The sequence below is a fragment of the Arthrobacter sp. StoSoilB19 genome (assembly GCF_019977275.1).
Lineage (GTDB): Bacteria > Actinomycetota > Actinomycetes > Actinomycetales > Micrococcaceae > Arthrobacter.
Genome location: NZ_AP024650.1, coordinates 2,151,692 through 2,170,368 on the forward strand (window position 1 = coordinate 2,151,692; position 18,677 = coordinate 2,170,368).

Annotated in this window: 19 protein-coding genes; 12 read left to right on the forward strand and 7 right to left on the reverse strand. The window is 67.1% G+C overall.

The window, feature by feature from the left end; translation table 11 throughout:
• The first annotated feature begins 9 nt into the window (after positions 1-9).
• A complete protein-coding gene (locus tag LDO86_RS09820) occupies positions 10-1,608 on the forward strand; it encodes an ABC-F family ATP-binding cassette domain-containing protein (RefSeq protein ID WP_018771170.1) in 1,599 nt (532 codons plus the stop codon).
• Here the strand turns inward: LDO86_RS09820 and LDO86_RS09825 are convergent.
• Genes LDO86_RS09825 through LDO86_RS09840 form a run of 4 tightly spaced genes read right to left on the reverse strand, consistent with a single transcriptional unit; the run spans position 1,605 to position 3,655 of the window.
• Positions 1,605-2,081 carry a YbaK/EbsC family protein gene (locus LDO86_RS09825; RefSeq protein ID WP_018771169.1) on the reverse strand — a complete coding sequence of 159 codons (477 nt, stop codon included), beginning with the start codon at positions 2,079-2,081 and terminating at the stop codon, positions 1,605-1,607. The two genes, LDO86_RS09820 and LDO86_RS09825, sit on opposite strands and share 4 nt — an antisense overlap.
• 3 nt (positions 2,082-2,084) lie before the next feature.
• The gene (locus tag LDO86_RS09830) at positions 2,085-2,963 is read right to left on the reverse strand and encodes an SURF1 family protein (RefSeq protein WP_018771168.1); all 879 of its coding nucleotides are present in this window, start codon (positions 2,961-2,963) and stop codon (positions 2,085-2,087) included.
• Positions 2,964-3,227 (reverse strand): hypothetical protein, encoded by a 264-nt coding sequence (locus LDO86_RS09835; protein ID WP_018771167.1) that lies wholly within the window; start codon positions 3,225-3,227, stop codon positions 2,964-2,966.
• Complete coding sequence (locus tag LDO86_RS09840) at positions 3,224-3,655, reverse strand: DUF3099 domain-containing protein (RefSeq protein WP_018771166.1); 432 nt, start codon at positions 3,653-3,655, stop codon at positions 3,224-3,226. The genes LDO86_RS09835 and LDO86_RS09840 overlap by 4 nt, the downstream gene beginning before the upstream one ends.
• Positions 3,656-3,806: 151 nt before the next feature.
• On the opposite strand from LDO86_RS09840, the gene LDO86_RS09845 reads away from it, so the two are divergent.
• The gene (locus LDO86_RS09845; RefSeq protein ID WP_018771165.1) at positions 3,807-4,532 is read left to right on the forward strand and encodes a beta-ketoacyl-ACP reductase; all 726 of its coding nucleotides are present in this window, start codon (positions 3,807-3,809) and stop codon (positions 4,530-4,532) included.
• Positions 4,533-4,673: 141 nt separating this feature from the next.
• Positions 4,674-5,438: an SDR family oxidoreductase gene (locus tag LDO86_RS09850; protein WP_018771164.1), complete on the forward strand. Its 765-nt coding sequence runs from the start codon at positions 4,674-4,676 to the stop codon at positions 5,436-5,438.
• Positions 5,439-5,511: 73 nt separating this feature from the next.
• Here the strand turns inward: LDO86_RS09850 and serB are convergent, their stop codons facing one another.
• Entirely contained in the window at positions 5,512-6,405 is an 894-nt protein-coding gene (gene serB / locus LDO86_RS09855) for a phosphoserine phosphatase SerB (protein WP_018771163.1), read from the reverse strand.
• 136 nt (positions 6,406-6,541) lie between these two features.
• Between serB and LDO86_RS09860 the strand changes: the two genes are divergently transcribed.
• The 6 genes from LDO86_RS09860 to LDO86_RS09885 all read left to right on the forward strand — a co-directional run bounded on the left by LDO86_RS09860 (position 6,542) and on the right by LDO86_RS09885 (position 11,322).
• Positions 6,542-7,204 (forward strand): hypothetical protein, encoded by a 663-nt coding sequence (locus LDO86_RS09860; RefSeq protein WP_018771162.1) that lies wholly within the window; start codon positions 6,542-6,544, stop codon positions 7,202-7,204.
• Positions 7,205-7,295: 91 nt separating this feature from the next.
• Complete coding sequence (locus LDO86_RS09865) at positions 7,296-8,081, forward strand: ABC transporter ATP-binding protein (protein ID WP_018771161.1); 786 nt, start codon at positions 7,296-7,298, stop codon at positions 8,079-8,081.
• 21 nt (positions 8,082-8,102) lie between these two features.
• Positions 8,103-8,888 carry a sulfite exporter TauE/SafE family protein gene (locus LDO86_RS09870; protein WP_018771160.1) on the forward strand — a complete coding sequence of 262 codons (786 nt, stop codon included), beginning with the start codon at positions 8,103-8,105 and terminating at the stop codon, positions 8,886-8,888.
• Between the two features lie 7 nt (positions 8,889-8,895).
• A complete protein-coding gene (locus LDO86_RS09875) occupies positions 8,896-9,702 on the forward strand; it encodes an RNA methyltransferase (RefSeq protein WP_018771159.1) in 807 nt (268 codons plus the stop codon).
• 167 nt (positions 9,703-9,869) lie between these two features.
• Positions 9,870-10,127, forward strand: a complete 258-nt coding sequence (locus tag LDO86_RS09880; protein WP_018771158.1) for a type B 50S ribosomal protein L31 — start codon at positions 9,870-9,872, stop codon at positions 10,125-10,127.
• A gap of 97 nt (positions 10,128-10,224) precedes the next feature.
• Entirely contained in the window at positions 10,225-11,322 is a 1,098-nt protein-coding gene (locus LDO86_RS09885; protein WP_018771157.1) for a biotin/lipoate A/B protein ligase family protein, read from the forward strand.
• Between the two features lie 110 nt (positions 11,323-11,432).
• On the opposite strand, the gene pepN is transcribed toward LDO86_RS09885, so the two are convergent.
• Together pepN and LDO86_RS09895 are read right to left on the reverse strand one after the other, a co-directional pair.
• Complete coding sequence (pepN, locus tag LDO86_RS09890; protein WP_018771156.1) at positions 11,433-14,051, reverse strand: aminopeptidase N; 2,619 nt, start codon at positions 14,049-14,051, stop codon at positions 11,433-11,435.
• A 33-nt stretch (positions 14,052-14,084) separates the two neighbouring features.
• Positions 14,085-15,086 carry a putative sulfate exporter family transporter gene (locus tag LDO86_RS09895; RefSeq protein ID WP_043425367.1) on the reverse strand — a complete coding sequence of 334 codons (1,002 nt, stop codon included), beginning with the start codon at positions 15,084-15,086 and terminating at the stop codon, positions 14,085-14,087.
• Positions 15,087-15,253: 167 nt separating this feature from the next.
• Between LDO86_RS09895 and LDO86_RS09900 the strand changes: the two genes are divergently transcribed.
• Genes LDO86_RS09900 through LDO86_RS09910 form a run of 3 tightly spaced genes read left to right on the forward strand, consistent with a single transcriptional unit; the run spans position 15,254 to position 18,645 of the window.
• Positions 15,254-16,810 carry a circularly permuted type 2 ATP-grasp protein gene (locus tag LDO86_RS09900; RefSeq protein WP_018771154.1) on the forward strand — a complete coding sequence of 519 codons (1,557 nt, stop codon included), beginning with the start codon at positions 15,254-15,256 and terminating at the stop codon, positions 16,808-16,810.
• A 60-nt stretch (positions 16,811-16,870) separates the two neighbouring features.
• Complete coding sequence (locus LDO86_RS09905; RefSeq protein ID WP_013600945.1) at positions 16,871-17,797, forward strand: alpha-E domain-containing protein; 927 nt, start codon at positions 16,871-16,873, stop codon at positions 17,795-17,797.
• Complete coding sequence (locus tag LDO86_RS09910; RefSeq protein ID WP_018771153.1) at positions 17,794-18,645, forward strand: transglutaminase family protein; 852 nt, start codon at positions 17,794-17,796, stop codon at positions 18,643-18,645. The genes LDO86_RS09905 and LDO86_RS09910 overlap by 4 nt, the downstream gene beginning before the upstream one ends.
• The last annotated feature ends 32 nt before the right edge of the window (positions 18,646-18,677 follow it).

The window sequence follows — 18,677 nt, forward strand, 5'->3', positions numbered from 1 at the left end:
TTACCTGCTGTGATTACTGTCCAGGATCTTGAACTGCGTGCCGGTGCCCGGCTCCTGATGGACCAGGTGAGCTTCCGCATCGATAAAGGGGACAAGATCGGCCTGGTGGGCCGGAACGGCGCCGGCAAGACCACGCTGACGCGTGTCCTTGCGGGCGAAGGCCTTCCCGCGGCCGGCAAGGTGACCCGAAGCGGTGAAATTGGCTACCTGCCCCAGGACCCGCGCACCCCTGACATGGAGCAGCTGGCACGGGACCGGATCCTCTCCGCCCGCGGCCTGGACATCGTGGTCGGGAAACTCCGCAAGGCGCATGACGAAATGGCAAGCGAGGACGCCGACGTCCAGCGCAAGGCCATGAACCGGTACGACCGGCTGGAGTCCGAATTCCTCGCGGCCGGCGGTTATGCCGCCGAGGCCGAAGCTGCCTCCATCTGTTCCAACCTGGCACTCCCTGACCGCCTGCTGAACCAGCCGCTCAAAACACTTTCCGGTGGCCAGCGGCGCCGCGTGGAGCTCGCACGCATCCTCTATTCCGATGCCGAAACCATGCTCCTGGACGAACCCACGAACCACCTGGACGCCGATTCCATCGCCTGGCTGCGTGACTTCCTGAAAAACCACCAGGGCGGCCTGATCGTCATCAGCCACGACACCGACCTGCTGGAAGCAACCGTCAACAAAGTGTTCCTGCTGGACGCCAACCGTGCCCAGATCGATTTCTACAACATGGACTGGAAGCGGTACCTGCTGCAGCGGGAGACGGACGAGCGTGCCCGGAAGCGTGAACGGGCCAACGCAGAGAAGAAGGCACAGGTCCTCATGGACCAGGCCAACAAGATGCGTGCGAAGGCCACCAAGGCCGTGGCCGCACAGAACATGGCTAAGCGCGCCGAACGGCTGCTCAGCGGACTGGAAGCCGTCCGCGAGCAGGACCGCGTGGCAGCCCTCCGGTTCCCGGACCCGTCACCCTGCGGCAAGACCCCGCTTACCGCCGACGGTCTCAGCAAGTCCTACGGCTCGCTGGAGATCTTCACCGACGTGGACCTGGCCATCGACCGAGGTTCCAAGGTGGTCATCCTGGGCCTCAACGGCGCCGGCAAGACCACGCTGCTGCGCATGCTCGCGGGGGTGGACACCCCGGATACCGGCGAAGTCATCCCGGGCCACGGGCTGAAGGTGGGCTACTACGCGCAGGAACACGAAACCCTGGACCACGACCGCACGGTGCTTGAGAACATGCGTTCCGCTGCGCCGGACATGAAGGACGCCGAGGTGCGCGGCATCCTCGGTTCCTTCCTCTTCTCCGGCGACGACGTCGACAAACCGGCCGGTGTGCTCTCCGGCGGCGAGAAGACGCGCCTGGCCCTGGCCACCATCGTGGCCTCCAGCGCCAACGTCCTCCTCCTCGACGAACCCACCAACAACCTGGACCCCGCCAGCCGCGCCGAAATCCTCGGCGCCCTGCGCAACTACACCGGCGCCGTCGTCCTGGTCAGCCACGACGAAGGCGCTGTTGAAGCCCTGAACCCCGAACGCGTGGTCATGCTTCCCGATGGCGTCGAAGACCTCTGGAACGAGGACTACCTGGACCTGATCACCCTGGCCTAGCGCACCTTCAGCTCCAGGGCGCCGGTGATCCTCCGGAGCTGGGCGTAGGTGATGCTGAACATTGACTTGTGGTCCCCTGCTCCGGCCCAGAGCGTTTCGTGCTCCTGGAGGCTCAAGTCCAGCAGGGTCCTGATTCGCCGTGGGTGGCCGACCGGGGCTACCCCGCCTACTTCCTGGCCGGTATGTTCCAGGACGAAGGCAGGGGAGGCGCGCCGGATCCGGCCCTGGGCCAACTGCCCGGCCACGAGCTTTGTATCGACGCGCGCGGCACCGCTTGCGAGGATCAGCAGCGGCTCACCGTTGAGGTCGAAGACCAGGCTGTTGGTGATGGCCGCCAGATCGCACTCCAGAGCTTTTGCAGCCGCCGCCGCCGTCGGCACCCCGGCTTCAAAGGTCCGCACCGTGTCGCCGACTCCGGCACCCACCAAGGCCGCCCGCACCAAGGCGACAGGGCCGCCGTCGTCCGTGGTCATGCCTCAGTACCCCTGCGCGTCCAGGAGGGCGTCTTCTTCCTCCTCCGCCGTGGCCCTCTTGCGCTTGCGCGGCGGGGCCGGCCGGCGGCGGGAGGCGGGGACGGCTGAATGCACGGCGCCGTCCGGCAGCGCCTCTTCCTCCTCCTCGGCGTCGATCGCTGCATTGCGGGCCTGCTGCCGGGCCGCGTAGCCGAAGCCGACGAACATGAGCACGCCGAAGGCGAACCACTGCAGTGAATAGGACAAGTGTGTGCCCTCGTCCGTGGACGGCTTGGGGAACGCGACGGGCATGTCGGCGGACGGCGGCGTCTCCGACGCAAGCTGGCCGTAGGCCCCCGTGAGCAGGGGATAGCCCAGCTGCGCGGCGTACGTGGGCAGGTCAATCGATGCGAGTTGGCCTTCGGGCGCCCCGCGCTGAAGTTCCGGCTCGCCGTGCTTCAGGCGGACGACGGCGGTGACCTCACCGGACGGGGGTGCCGGCACCGAATCCGGGCTGCCCGGGTTCTTGTTTCCGATGGGCAGCCAGCCGCGGTCAATAACGACGGTTTCGCCGGTGGCCAGGCGGAAGGGGACCACCACCTCGTACCCCGGCTGCCCGTTGAGCGGGCGGTTGCGGACAATCCGCTGGCCGGCGGCATCGTAGGAGCCCTTCAGCTCAACCTGGGTCCACTCCTTGGCCGGGTCCAGCTGGTTGAACTGGTCCCGTGCCTGCGTGAAGGGGATGGGTGTGGCCGAGTAGTTGCTGACCACGCGGTTGATCTCGGCCAGCGTCTCGGCGCGGCGGTCCATCTGCCAGCGGCCCAGGAAGACGCATGCGGTGGCAAAGATCGCGGCCAGCAGGAGATAGCCCAGCCATTTGCTGGAAAAGAGGAAGCGGTACATTCAGATGTCCTGCTCGGGTGAACCGTCGTCGCCTGGGCGCAGGGGAAGCGTTTCCTTCCAGAGCCCCCGCGTCTGCAGGTAGTCCTCCAGCCAGTCCCGGTGGTCGGCGCAGGCCAGCCAAATCTTGCGGCGTTCAGGCGCATGAATCTTGGGATTGTTCCAGAGGAGCTGCCAGGACGCCTGGGCCCTGCAAGCCTTCCGTGAGCAGATGGCGGCCGTTTCGGATGTCAGGTCCGATCCTGCTGCAAAATCGAAAATGCTCATGATGCCTGCCGCTCCTCCCCGGGCCCGGGCTCCTCATCCTTCACCAGTTCGCCCTGGAGCACAGCGCTTCCCGGCTGGTCTTCCGTATCCGGGAGAACCGGGCTTTCAATCTCGGCCAGGGGAGCGGAATCCAGCAGCAAATCGCTGTGGGCCTCAGCCTTGTCGCTCCCGTTGGCGATGACCACCGCAATCCAGGGCAGGAACACCGCGCCCGCCACGGCAATGATCTTGAACCAGCCGTCCACCACGAAGATCAGGATCAGGCACACCATGCGGATCCCCATCGCCAGGGCGTACTTGATCATCCGCTGGCGCATGTCCTCAGAGTGCGCGCCGGCAGCGTCGGTAATGCTGTGGACCTCGGTGTCGCCGGAGAACCGGCCCGGTTCTTCGGGCGCGGAATGTCCCGCATGGTTTTCAAGGGTCACGGTGAATGATCACGCTCCAAAGGCTTCCCTCAATTCTCGCACCATCGGCAGTGCTGCCCAAACCCGCAGCGGGCCTGCCGCTAAGATCGGAGGCAGCCCAAACCACACCCGCTACCGCGGCGCAGCCTGCCGCAGAATCCGGAGCCCCTCTATGACTGAAACAGCTTCCGCGCCCCGCAGCGTCCTGATCACAGGCGGCAACCGCGGCATCGGCTTGGCCATCGCCCAGGCGTTCCTGGCTAACGGTGACAAGGTGGCGGTGACCTACCGCAGCGAAACCCAGCTGCCTGACGGCATCCTCGGGGTCAAGGCGGACGTCACCGATGAGGCTTCCGTTGACGCAGCGTTCAAAGAAGTGGAGGCTGCCCACGGCCCGGTGGAAGTGCTGGTGGCCAACGCCGGGATCACCAAGGACACCCTGCTCCTGCGCATGAGCGAGGACGACTTCACCTCCGTCATCGACACCAACCTGACCGGCGCCTTCCGTGTCATCAAGCGTGCCTCCAAGGGCATGATCCGGCTTCGCAAGGGCCGCGTGGTCCTGATCTCGTCCGTCTCCGGTCTCTACGGCGCCCCGGGCCAGATCAACTACTCCGCCTCCAAAGCCGGCCTGGTGGGCATCGCCCGGTCCCTCACCCGCGAACTCGGCTCCCGCGGCATCACGGCCAACGTGGTCGCTCCCGGCTTCATCAACACCGATATGACCGCTGAGCTCCCCGAAGCCACCCAGAAGGACTACCTGGCCAGCATCCCCGCCGGGCGCTTTGCCGAAGCGTCCGAGGTGGCCAACGTGGTCCGGTGGATCGCCAGCGACGAGGCCGCCTACATCTCCGGCGCGGTCATCCCCGTGGACGGCGGCCTGGGCATGGGCCACTGACTCGTCCGGACCTTGCCCCTGCAGGAAACTAGCCGGGCGGCGCTTATTTGTCGGAGCCGCACAAGGGATATCGGCAACAGCCGCTGGCATGATGGACTGCAGACCACAACGATTTAGATGTTTTGAACAAAGGAAGCTCGAATGGGACTGCTGGACAACAAGACGGCCATCGTCACGGGATCATCGCGGGGCATCGGCGCCGACGTAGCAAAGATCCTCGCCTCGGAGGGGGCCGCCGTCGTGGTCAACTACCGCCAGAAGGCGCCCCGCGCCAACAAGGTGGTGCAGGGAATTGAAGCCGCCGGCGGACGCGCTGTCGCCGTCGGCGCCGACCTCACCACGCAGGAGGGCGTGCAGGCCCTCGCCAGTGCCGCCATGGAGAACTTCGGATCGCTGGACATCCTGGTGCTGAACGCCTCCGGCGGCATGGAAACCGGCATGGGGGAGGACTACGCCCTCAAGCTCAACCGCGACGCCCAGGTGAACATGCTCAACGCCGCAGTGCCCCTGATGAAGGAAGGATCCCGCGTGGTGTTCGTCACCAGCCACCAGGCCCACTTCATCAACACCGTCCCCACCATGCCGGCCTATGAGCCCGTGGCCCGCAGCAAGCGAGCCGGCGAGGATGCCCTGCGCGGCCTGATCCCCAACCTGGCGGAGAAGGGCATCTCCCTGGTGGTGGTGTCCGGCGACATGATCGAAGGCACCGTCACCGCCACGCTCCTGGACCGCTCCACCCCGGGCGCCATTGAGGCCCGCCGCGCGGAAGCCGGGAAACTGTACTCCGTGGAGGAGTTCGCCCAGGTGGTGGCCGGCATGGCAACGGCCGACGTCGAATCCGGCCACACCGAGTACGCCGGCGGAGCCGACTACTTCGGCAAGGGCGCCCAGCAGCCTTCCAGCTAGGTACCAGGAACGTGGCTCCCGCTGCCGGGCAATCCGGCGGCGGGAGCCACAGCCATTTAAGGCGCCAGCAGGGTCAGACGCCGGCCACGTGGCGGACGGCGTCCAGGTACGGCATGTTCAGGGCTGCGTCGGCCACGGCGCGCACGGCAGGCTTGGCGTTGAACGCCACCCCGATCCCCGCAGCGCCGAGCATGTCCAGGTCGTTGGCGCCGTCGCCTACAGCCACGGTGTGCTCCAGGGCGATGTCCTCCGCCGCGGCCCACTCCCGCAGGTACTTCTCCTTGGCGGCCCTGTCCACCACCGCGCCCAGCACCCTGCCGGTCAGCACGCCGTCAACGATTTCAAGTTCATTGGCCTGCCAGTAGTCCAGGCCCAGGTCGGCGGCAATTGGCTCAAGGATCTGGTTGAACCCGCCGGAGACCACGGCCACAACGTGGCCGGCCGCCCTGAACGCCGCCACCAACTCCCCGGCGCCTTCGCTGAGCTTCACTTCGTGGCGCACGGAATGGACGACGTCGGCCGGCAGCCCCGCGAGCACCGCCACCCGGGCGTGCAGGCTCTGGGCGAAGTCCAGTTCGCCGCGCATGGCAGCTTCCGTGACAGCCGCGACTTCCTCGCGTTTGCCGGCGTAGGCGGCCAGGAGTTCGATGACCTCCTGCTGGATCAGGGTGGAATCCACATCCATGATCAGCAGCTTCCGGGCAGCGGCCCGAAGACCGGCTGGAACAAGCGCCGTGTCGAAATCTCCGGTCGCGGTGTCCGCCACGGAGCGGCGCAGGGCGGCGAGCGCCGCCGCGGTCACGTCCGGAAGGGCCAGTTCGAGGATGCGGACCTGGTACCGGTCGTCCGCCGGAGACGATTCGGACAGTACCTGGGCGCCGTGCGATGCAAGGACGGAACGCAGCTGCTCCAGCCCGGTGGGGGTCACATTGCGGCCATAGCTGACCGCAGTCACGTTCGAAGTCATGCCTGCAATCTTAGCCAGTGCCGACCGGACGGCCGGAATTCGTTGCGGACAGGCGGATAGCGCCGGCACTGCTGCCGGGCCTACCATAGTCGTGGCTGGGTTTCCGACGGACGCGTCCTGACACCAGGAGACACAGATGGACCAGCCAACCACGATTCCCGGCGACAGGACCGCAGCAGTGTGCGCCTACGCCGCGGCAGCCGCCGGGGCCCTGGGCGCGGTGACCCTGGGGGCCATGTACGCCGTCGAGGTCCCCCGGGGCGGCCCTTACGTATTCGGCACCATCAACGACGCCACCGGCGCTGCGTTCAACGTGCTGGCCATTCCGGTCATCCTTCAAGTCCACCGAAGGGCGCCCCGTGCGGTGTGGACGGAGCCAATGACCTGGCTCACGGTTTCAGCCTGCGCTGCAGGTGCTGCCAGTTCCGCACTGCTTGTCCTGAGATTGCTTGATTTCAACACTTCCACCGCTGTTTCCGTCGCGTCCATCACCCTGCAGGGCGCATGGTTCCTGGCCATCCACGCCCGGCTGCGCAGGGTGGAGGACTATCCGCGCAGCCTGTCCGGATTGGGGCGCGCCATCGGCGGTGGAATGCTGTTTGGATTTGCCTTGGCTGCAGCAGGCTTCTCCGTGGAGCGGCCGGCGTGGCTGCGGACGGCACTGCTGGCGGCCGGGGCAGCGGCGGCGGGCGCAGCGTGGCTGGCCTGGCCCTACTGGTATTACAGGGCAGGGCAGTACTTGGGCGGCAGGCTGCGTTCCGGAACTGTGCCGGCGGCCGGAGCCCAGGACGGCGGTTGAGGGCAAAGCCGGCGCCAGCCGGAGACTGCCACTTAGGGGGCCTTCACACCGGTTATCAGTCATCTTGTTTTTTGTCCTAGTGTCTACTCCTATGAGTGATGTTCTGGAACTGGACTCCGTCAGCGTTGTCCGAGGTAAGAAAACCCTGCTGGACAAGGTTGACTGGCAGGTCAATGAAGGCGAACGGTGGGTCATCCTGGGCCCCAACGGCGCCGGCAAAACCACCCTCCTCCAGATCGCGGCGGCCCGGCTCCACCCGAGCAGCGGCACCGCGGGCATCCTCGACGAAGTCCTGGGCCGCGTCGACGTCTTCGAACTCCGCCCGCGCATCGGCCTCTCGTCCGCAGCCCTCGCCACCCAGATCCCCGAACAGGAGAACGTCCTGAACGTGGTGGTCACCGCGGCCTACGGCGTCACCGGCCGCTGGCGCGAAGGCTACGAGCGCGACGACGAACGCCGCGCGTTCCGTCTGCTGAACGACTGGGGCATGGGGCCGCTCCTCAACAGGACCTTCGCCACCCTGTCCGAAGGCGAGCGCAAGCGCGTCCAGATCGCCCGGGCCCTCATGACGGACCCCGAACTGCTCCTCCTGGACGAGCCGGGCGCCGGCCTGGACCTGGGCGGCCGCGAAGAGCTGGTCCACAAGCTGGGCGAACTCGCCAGCGACGAGGCCGCGCCGGCCATGGTCCTGGTCACGCACCACCTCGAGGAAGTCCCTCCGGGTTTCACGCACGCCATGCTGCTGCGTGACGGCGGCGTGGTGGCCGCCGGTCCCATCACCGAGGTGCTGACCGAAGAGCACCTGAGCACCACCTTCGGCCTGCCGCTGTCGGTGACCGAAAACGCCGGGCGCTACACCGCCACAGCCCGCCGTTAGAGCAGGCCTGCGCCAACTACCTTGGAACTCTTCAGCAGCATCATTGTGTTCATCGCCGGCCTGTGGGCGGGCACCATCAACGCGGTGGTCGGGTCCGGCACCCTGGTCACATTCCCGGTGCTCATCGCCCTGGGCGTGGCCCCGGTGGTGGCCTCCATGAGCAACGCCATGGGACTGGTGGCGGGGACCGCCGCCGGAGCCTTCGGGTACCGGCGCGAACTGGCCGGCCGGGGTCGGCAGGTGCTGCGGCTGCTGCCGGCGTCGGTCCTGGGCGGCGTCTCCGGCGCCTGGCTGCTGCTGCACCTGCCGGAGAAGGTGTTCCACTACGTTGCGCCGGTCCTCCTGGTCCTGGCCCTGCTGATGGTGGTGTTCCAGCCCCGGCTCCAGGACTGGGTGCGCAACCGCGAGGCCAACCCCGAACACGCAGTCCGGGACAAGCGCCACGGGATCCTCCTCATAGTGCTGGTGTACCTGGCCGGCGTGTACGGCGGCTACTTCGTGGCTGCCCAGGGAATCCTGCTGGTCGGAATCCTTGGTGTCTTCCTCACCGGCACCATCCAGAACGCCAACGCCATGAAGAACATCCTGGTGCTCGGCGTCAACATGGTGGCGGCCATCTCCTACCTGCTGTTCGCCTTCGACCGGATCAACTGGCTGGTGGTGCTGCTCATTGCGGTCAGCTCCACCATCGGCGGCCTGCTGGGCTCGAAGGTAGGCCGGAAGCTTTCGCCGCGCCTCCTCCGCGCGGTGATCTTCAGCCTGGGCATCGTGGCGCTGGCCGTCATGACCGCCAACCTGCTGAAATAATCACCCGGTGACCTTCCACTACCTCGACTCTGCCGATGACCCGCGGGTCAGCGACTACACCACCCTGACGGACGTACACCTCCGCAAGCTCCGCGAACCCGCCGAGGGAATGTACATCGCCGAGTCGTCGCGGGTCCTTCGCAGGGCGTTGGCTGCGGGCCACCAGCCGCGCTCGTTCTTCCTGGCGGAGAAGTGGATGGCGGACCTCGGCGACGTCTTCCAGGCATATCCCGACGTCCCGGCCTTCATTGGCTCGGCAGCCCTGCTGGAGGAAATCACGGGTTTCCACCTGCACCGCGGCGCCATGGCGGCCATGCAGCGCCCTGCGCCGGTGCCGCTGCCGGATCTCCTGGCCGGAGCGCGGCGTGTGGCCGTGCTGGAGGACATTGTGGACCACACCAATGTGGGCGCCATCTTCCGTTCTGCCGCGGCGCTGGACATCGACGCCGTCCTGGTCTCACCCCGGTGCGGGGACCCGCTGTACCGGCGCAGCGTCAGGGTCAGCATGGGCACGGTGTTCCAGGTTCCCTGGGCGCGCCTGCAGGACTGGCCGGGCGACCTCCAGGTGCTCAAGGACCACAGCTTCACGGTTGCCGCACTGGAGCTGACGCCGGACGCGGAGGACGTCGACGCCGTCGCCTCGCGAAACGTGGACAGGCTCGCCCTGGTGCTTGGCACCGAAGGCGCCGGCATGAGCCCCCAGACCCTCGCCGCCGTCGACCTCGCCGTCAAAATCCCCATGCGCAACGGTGTGGATTCCCTCAATGTTGCTGCCGCCTCGGCCGTGGCGTTCTGGGAGCTCCGGGCGCGGTAGGGGTAGGCGAAGCCGCAGGTGAACCGGTTCGTCAGTCCCTCCCGCATCCGCTATGATGGATAGCTGGTTGTCCTGCTTTTTCAGCTTCGGCTGATGCAACAGATCCCAGCCATCCCATTCATACCTGGCAGCTGGCAAAATCCAGCTGCGCGAACAAAGGTCCCATTATGAAGTCTGATACACACCCGAAGTATGAAGCTGTTGTCTTCAACGACCTGGCCTCCGGCACCAAGTTCCTGACCCGCTCCACCGTGTCTTCCAACAAGACCATCGAGTGGGAAGACGGCAACACCTACCCGGTCATCGACGTCGAAATCTCTTCCGAGTCCCACCCGTTCTACACGGGCAAGCAGCGCATCATGGACTCTGCAGGCCGCGTCGAGCGCTTCAACGCTCGCTTCAAGGGCTTCGGCGGCAAGAAGTAAATTTCTTCCCCAAGGTCTGATGGAATGCCCGCACCGGAAACGGCGCGGGCATTCCGCTTTTAACCGTGCACCCGTTTTCTGGGGCAGGATGGAAAGCATGACCGAGCCGCATATTCCTGCCCATGATGCCGCCAGCAACCAGCGCCTGCACGGCGAGTACAAGGTTCCGGGCGGCAAGCTCGTGGTGGTTGACCTGGCCGTGGTGGACGGTGCCTTGTCCGGCGTCTCCGTCAGCGGGGACTTTTTCCTGGAGCCGGACGAGGCACTGGAGGACATTAACCGCGCACTGACCGGCCTGCCGGACACCACGCCCGCCAAGGACCTCGCAGCCGCCGTCACGGCCGCACTGCCGGCCGGAGCCGTGCTGTTCGGCTTCTCCGCGGACGCCGTTGCCGTCACCGTCCGCCGTGCCCTGGCCAAGGCAACCTCCTGGGGAGACCACGAGTGGAACGTCATTGCGCCTACCGTGCTTCCCACCGAAATCAACGTTGCCCTGGACGAGGTGCTCACCGAGGCCGTCGGCGCGGGGGCTCGCACGCCCACGCTGCGGTTCTGGGACTGGCAGGAGCCGTCCGTGGTCATCGGCAGTTTCCAGTCCGTGCAGAACGAGGTGGACCCCGACGGCGTCGCCAGGCATGGCATCAACGTGGTCCGCCGGATCAGCGGCGGGGGAGCGATGTTCATGGAGGCCGGCAACTGCATCACGTATTCGCTCTACCTGCCGCAGACCCTGGTGGACGGGCTCAGCTTCGCCGACTCCTACCCCTTCCTGGACGCGTGGGTCATGGCCGCACTGGAACGGCTTGGCATCAACGCCTTCTACATCCCGCTTAATGACATTGCCACGGACCAGGGCAAGATCGGCGGGGCCGCACAGAAGCGCCTGGCCAATGGCGGCATGCTGCACCACGTGACCATGAGCTACGACATTGACGCCGACAAGATGGTGGAGGTCCTGCGGATCGGCAAGGAGAAGCTCTCCGACAAGGGCACCCGCAGCGCCAAGAAGCGGGTGGACCCGCTGCGGCGCCAGACTGGCCTGGCACGCACGGCGATCATCGAGGCGATGATGGCGGTCTTCAGCGAGCGTTACGGGGCAACGCCGTCAGAGCTGGCGGGACACGAACTGGCGGCCGCCGAGGAACGGGTGGCCGCCAAGTTCGGCACCAGGGAATGGCTCCATAGGGTCCCGTAACCGGGCAGCGCCCTGGCCTTAGGGTTCGATGCGCGGGGACTGCCCGTGCGCACCGGCCCCGGCCTTCACTGCGCAAGGCGGGTCCATTGGCACCGCGGTTAGCGCTCAGATTACCCGGCGGCCTGCGCGGTGAGTCCCCGCAGCAGGTGGCTGCGCTGCTCGATGATGATCCTGCGCAGGGCGTGCGGTGCGTCGGGGTTGGCGGCCAGCCAGTCGTCCGTCCGGCGGACCACCGGGTGGTCTTCGGGGCGTGTGCCCGTCGCCAGGTCCTGCGCTGCGGGATAGAGTCCGCGGACAATCCGGCTGGCGATTTCGATGCTGCGCTCATCCCAGACAGTGCGCAGGCAGTCGAAGTACGGCTCCACGTACGGCTCCAACAAGGCCGGCGGCGCGGTGGTGAAGCCGGTGATCGTGGCGGTGAGGAGCTGGTTGGAGAGCTCATTCCCCTGGACCGCGGCCTGCCAGGCTGCTGCCTTGACCTCCGGGTCGGGGCGGGATGCCGTGGCAGTTGCGTGTCCGGCCCGGCCTGAGGCCGTGGTGTCCCGCGCCAGCTCGGCGTCGAGCCCGGCCGCGCTGGCCTGCCCGTTGGCGGCCAGCGCATGCCAGAGCTGCCAGCGCAGCTCGGCGTCCACCGCCAGGCCCTCCACGGGGAACGTGCCGTCCAGCAGGCCGCGGAGCCGGGGGAGCGCTGCTGCATCGTGCCGGCTGAGGGTAGCAAGGGTACGCGCCCAGGCAAGCTGCGCGTCGGAGCCCGGGACCGCCCGGTCCAGCTCCGCTATGGCTGCCGCCAGGAAGGAAGCACGAACACTGTCACGGGTGTCCGCCGGGGTGTAGCGTTCGACGGCGGTAGTTGCATTGTCCAGGATGTTCAGCAGCACCCCGATGCCCGTCTCAGCCGGACCGAAGGCGGCCACGGCGTCAACATATTGGCTCGCCGGGCTTTCGCCGTCGCGGGCGGAATTCCACAGTGCAGTCCAGCAGAGGGCGCGGGTCATGGGGTCCTTGATCCGGTCCAGGGATGCACGGACCGTGGCTTCCGACACCGGATCAAGCCGCACCTTGGCGTACGTCAGGTCCTCGTCATTGACCAGCAGGAGTGCCGGCCGCGGCTGCCCGGCGAGCTGGGGGAGCACGGTCCGCGCGCCGGCCACGTCCGTTTCGATGCTTCCGGTCCGCACCAGTGCGCCGTCGGGGTCAAAATCGTAGGAGCCCACCCGGAGGCGGTGGGGGCGCAGCTCCTCACGTCCCGTCACCGGGTCCACTGCTTCCTGGACGATGGCCACCCGGCCCGGCACGCCGTCGTCGTCCTTCCCGCCGGCGGATCCGAGGTCCAGGGACAATCGGGAAATTCCGGAGGTCTGCAGCCACTGCCGGGCCCATTCGGACAGGTCCCGCCCCGAGGCGGCAGCCAGGGCCGCGAGGAGGTCGGCCAGGGATGTGTTGCCGTAGGCGTGCTTCCGGAAGTACTCCCGCGACCCGGCGATGAAGGCGTCGAAGCCGACGTAGGCCACCAGCTGCTTGAGGACCGAGGCGCCCTTGGCGTAGGTGATCCCGTCGAAGTTCTGTTTGGCAGCCTCAAGGTCCGGGATGTCCGCCACGATGGGATGGGTGGTGGGGAGCTGGTCCTGCACGTAGGCCCATGCCTTGCGTTTGTTGGCGAAGTTGACCCAGGCCGTGTCCCAGTCCGTGGCCCGGTCAACACCGAGCGTTCCCATGTAGTCGGCAAAGGATTCCTTCAGCCACAGGTCATCCCACCACTGCATGGTCACCAGGTCGCCGAACCACATGTGCGCCATCTCGTGCATGAGCGTGTTAGCCCGCGCCTGGTACTGGGCGTCCGTGGCCCGCGACGTGAACACGTAGCTCTCCGTGAAGGTGACGAGCCCCGGGTTCTCCATGGCGCCGAGGTTGTATTCGGGGACGAACGCCTGGTCGTACTTGCCCCAGGGGTAGGGAAAGTCGAAGAGTCGGTTGAAGAAGTCGAGGCCCTTCTTGGTCAGGCTGAAGAGCTGCGCGGTGTCGAAGGAGTCCGCCATGGACGCGCGGCAGTAGAGGGCGAGCGGGACGTCCAGGCTGGTGCCGTCGTCGAGCGTGGCCTGCCAGCGGTCCTCGGCCTTGAAATACGGACCGGCCAGGACCGTGGTGATGTACGTGGACATGGGCAGGGTGGTGGCGAAGTCCCAGCACGCGCTGGCCGGATCGCTGGTCAGCAGGGTGCGGTTGGCCTCGGCGCCGTTGGAGGCAACGTGCCACCCGGCAGGGGCCATCACATGGAAGGTGAAGGTTGCCTTCAGGTCGGGCTGTTCGAAGTTCGCGAAGACCCGGCGGGCATCGGCGGGCTCGTACTGCGTGTACAGGTAGCACTGGCCGTCCGCGGGGTCCACGAACCGGTGCATGCCTTCGCCGGAGCGGCTGTACAGCGCTGTTCCGGTGACCGTGACCTGGTTTTCGGCCCGCAGGTTGTCCAGCCGGATCCGTGCGCCGTCCACCACGTCGTCCACCCGCAACCCCTTGCCGTTGAGGAACACGCTGTGCACGTCGCTGCCGATGAAATCCAGGAACGTGGTGGCACCGGGGTTTGCGGTGAAGGTGATGACGCTGCGGCTGGTGTACCCGGGGACCGCCGGATCCGCTGCCTGCCGCACATCCAGGGAGATGTCGTAACTGGTGGTGCGGACAAGTGCTGAACGTTCAGCGGCTTCACGGCGCTGCAGATTCTCATGTGACACCCGGCTATCTAATCACGGTGCTGATTCATTGGCTCAGCCGGCGATCAGGAAGGCGGCACCCAGGCCCAACACGGCGATCAGGAGCCAGGACGCGAGGGCCGCCAGGAGTGCCTGCCCGCCGGTGTGGAGCAGGGTGCGGATCCGCACCGCAGAGCCAAGGCCAAACAGGGCCGCACCCAACAGGATGTCCTGCAGCGTGGCCCCGAGGTCCAGCCAGCCGCCGGACAGCCAGCCCGTGGAGCGCAGGCCCACCATGGCAACAAAGCCCACCACGAACAGCGGCACCAGCGGAGGCATTTCCGCTGTCACGCCCTCGGCGCCCAAGGCCCGCACGCCGTTGCGGTGATGCGCACCCGCCAGGGCGGCGACGGGCGCCAGCAGCAGCACGCGGGTGAGCTTAACGACGACGGCGACCGCCAGGGCAGCGGTACCTGCGGTTTGCGCCGTGGCCACCACCTGGCCCACGTCGTGGACCGACGCGCCGGTCCACGCCCCGAAGACTGTGGCCGTGAGTCCCAGGGGCTCGGCGAGGAGGGGCAGGACGCCGATGGCCAGCGTCCCGCAAAGGGTGACCAGGGCCACGGGCAGGACGGTTTCCACATGCCGGATGCGCCGGACCGCGGCTATGGCGCCAATGGCGGAGGCACCGCAGATGGAGAATCCGGTGGCCACCAGCAGTGACGTCACGGGCGGGAGGCGGAACAGGCGCGAGATCGCGTACGTCCCGCCGAAACTGGCGGCCACGACGCCCACGATCAGGACCAGTGCCAGCCACCCCAGGCCCAGGACGTCCATGACACTGACCTTCAGTCCAAGGAGTACGATTCCACCGCGCATCAGGTGCTTGCCGGCGAAGTCCAGTCCCGGGCGGGCCCGGCCCGCCGTCCAGCCGCCGGCACCGGGCAGGTTGGCGGCGAGCACGCCAAGGACCACGGCCAGGGTCATGGCAGGAAGGGCCGGCAGCAGCCCATGCACCAGGAACGCCGCCGCGACGGCGGCAGCGGCGGTCAGCAGACCCGGAACCAGCCGGGCAATCCCGGGTCCGGAACCGCCGTGGCCCGGCGCTGGAAGGCTTCTGCTGACTGGCACTCACCTACTGTGCCCGACAGTGCCCGTAAAGTACGAACCGGGCCATTGGCGCCAACACGCCAGAATGGATGGCAGTAATGAATTCGAAACAAAAAGATGGTTGGCTATTGGACATGTCAGACCTATTCCAGGATTACTCCGAGGCCGCAGGCCGCACCGGAGCCTACGACGAGATGTTCGCCCCGGGGCAGCAGGCCAGGGACTCGTACGGGCAGGTGGCGGACGCGCTCCGGAAGCTCTCCCTGGCGGACGTCAGCGCACGCGCCGACTCCATGGCCCGCACCTTCCTGGACCGCGGCGTGACGTTCGACTACGCGGGCGAGGAGCGGCCCTTTCCGCTGGACATCGTTCCCCGGGTCATCCCGGCGGCGGAATGGGACGTACTGGAAAAGGGCGTTGCCCAGCGCGTCCGCGCCCTGGAAGCTTTCCTGAACGACGTCTACGACAAGATGACCGTGGTGTCCGATGGCGTGATCCCGCGCCAGCTGGTGACCACCAGCGCCCACTTCCACCGGCAGGTCCACGGCTTCGAGCCGGCAGGCGGGGTCCGGGTCCACATCTCCGGCATCGACGTGGTCCGCGATGCCGCGGGCACTTTCCGGGTCCTGGAGGACAATGTCCGCGTCCCTTCCGGCGTCAGCTACGTGCTGGAGAACCGGCGTGCCATGGCCAAGGGCCTGCCCGAGGCCTTCGGCCAGCAGCTCATCCGGCCCGTCGAGGAATACCCGCGCCGCCTGCTCTCCGCCCTGCGCAAGACCGCACCCGCGGGCGTGGACGATCCCACCGTCGTCGTCCTGACGCCCGGGGTGTTCAACAGCGCCTACTTCGAACACACCCTCCTGGCCGGCCTGATGGGCGTTGAGCTGGTGGAGGGCCGCGACCTGATCTGCCGCGGAAACCGCGTCTACATGCGCACCACGGCCGGTGAACAGCGCGTGGATGTCATCTACAAGCGGATCGACGACGACTTCCTTGACCCGCTCCAGTTCCGCTCCGATTCCATGCTCGGCTGCCCCGGACTGGTGAATGCCGCCCGCGCCGGCGGCGTCACCATCGCCAACGCGGTGGGCAATGGCGTGGCCGACGACAAACTGGTTTACAGTTACGTGCCTGAACTGATCCGCTACTACCTCAGCGAGGAACCCATCATCGCCAACGTGGACACCTTCCGCCTGGAGGAAAAGGAGGCCAGGGAGTACACCCTGGACAACCTCGCGGAGCTGGTGGTCAAGCCCGTTGACGGTTCCGGCGGCAAGGGCCTGGTCATCGGTCCGGATGCCTCCAAGGACGAACTGGACGCCCTCCGGCAGCGGATCATCGCGGACCCCCGCGGCTGGATTGCCCAGCCGGTACTGCAGCTCTCCACCGTTCCCACCCTGGGCGGGGACAAATTCGGCCCGAGGCACGTGGACCTGCGGCCCTTTGCCGTGAACGACGGCGACAACGTCTGGGTGCTCCCGGGCGGCCTGACCCGCGTGGCACTGAAGGAAGGGTCCCTGATCGTCAACTCCAGCCAGGGCGGCGGATCCAAGGACACCTGGGTCCTGGCCGATTCACCCCAGATGCCGGTGGAAACCGTGCCCCGGCAGTCCGTCACGGTCCGTGAACGGGTCTCCGTGTGGCCGGTGGAAAGCAACTGGCGCGACCGCCAGTCGGAGCAGCAGCAGTGAGCCGCGCCGCCGTCGGGCATTTCCCTTTCACTGTTCCGGGCACGCTGGAGGTAGCCGCGAATGCTTAGCCGTATTGCCGAGTCCCTGTTTTGGATCGGCCGCTATGTCGAACGGGCGGACGGAACCGCCCGCATCCTTGACGTTCACCTGGAACGCCTGAACCACCTCCCCATGGAGGAGCGCAAGAGCGTGGCCCAGGAACTGCTGGCGGTCATGGGTGCCCGGCCGCAGAGCGAGGACTTCGGCCTGCCGGAACTGCTCCATGCCCTGGCCTACGACAAGACCAGCGCCACGTCCATCGCCGGCTCCCTGGGTGCTGCCCGTGAGAATGCCCGCCGTGCCCGCGAAACCGTGTCCTCGGGCCTCTGGGAGAGCCTGAACACCACCTATTACGGCTTGAGCCAGCACCGCAAGGACGTGGTGGGCACCTACCGCTTCTGCAACTGGACCCTGGAGCGCACCGCCATGGTCAGCGGCCTTGCCGACACCACAGTGAGCCATGACGAAAGCTGGCTCTTCCTGGTCCTGGGCCGTTCGTTGGAACGCGCGGACATGACGGCCAGGATGCTGTCCACCCGCGACGTGCTCTCCGCCGGCATGTCCTGGGTCAACATGCTGCGCTGCGCCGGTGCCTATGAATCCTTCCTGCGCACCCGCCGGGCGGCATTCGGGGACCAGCACGCCGCGGAATTCCTGCTGCTGGACCGGCTGTTCCCCCGCTCCATCGTCTACGCGCTGCGGGACGCCGACGAGTGCCTGGCCAAGCTGGACCCGTCCGCGCAGCGGGTGGGCTTCATCAACGACGCCCGCCGCATCGTGGGGCAGGCCCGGACCTTCCTTGAGTTCCACCGGACGGATGACCTCATGTCCGAACTGCCCGAGCACATGGAGCGTGTACAGAAGGCAGTGTCCCAGGCCTCGGATGCCATTTCCCGTAAGTACTTCAATCAGGCGGACGAACTTGCCTGGGTGGGAGAAGTGTCATGACCCGGTTGAGCATCGTCCACAGGACGGCCTACAAGTACAACAAACGGGTGACCCTGTCCTACAACGAGGCCCGGATGACGCCGCTGACGGATTCGCAGCAGGTGGTCCTGGAGTCCGTGGTGAAGGTGTCCCCGTCCCAGGCGGCGGTGAGCACCTACCGCGACTACTGGGGGACCAGGGTGACCGCGTTCGACATGCAGATGCCGCACGAGAACCTCGAGGTGGTCTCCAACATCACGGTGGAAGTCCACCGTGCCGAGAAGATCCCGGCTGAAGCGGACATCGTGGGCTGGGACGTCCTTGCCTCCCCGGAGACGCTGGATGCGTTCAGCGACTGGCTGCCGCAGTCCCGGCTAAGCGGGCCGGGCGACGAAGTGCTGGGCATCATCCCGGACGTCGTGGCCGGGAAAAACCCGCACGAGGCCGCCATGGCCGTCTTTGCCTGGATGCGGGGGGAGATGACGTACATGTCCGGCTCCACCGCCGTCACCACCAATGCGGAGGAAGCCTGGGGCCAGCGCCAGGGCGTGTGCCAGGACCTGGCGCACCTGGCCATCGGTGCCCTGCGAAGCTGCGGCATTCCGGCCCGCTATGTGTCCGGCTACCTGCACCCGCGGTCCAGCGCCGGCATCGGCGAGACCGTGGCCGGGCAGTCGCACGCGTGGCTGGAATGGTGGGACGGTGACTGGCGCAGCTGGGATCCCACCAACCACAAACCCGCCGGCGACTTCCACGTCACGGTGGCCCGCGGACGGGATTACCGTGACGTGCCACCGCTCAAGGGCATCCTGTCCGGAGGCGGCGGGTCCGCCTTGAAAGTCAGCGTGGAGATCACGCAGCTCGCCTGAGCCACGTCAGGTTCCCCGGCTTCCATCGCCGG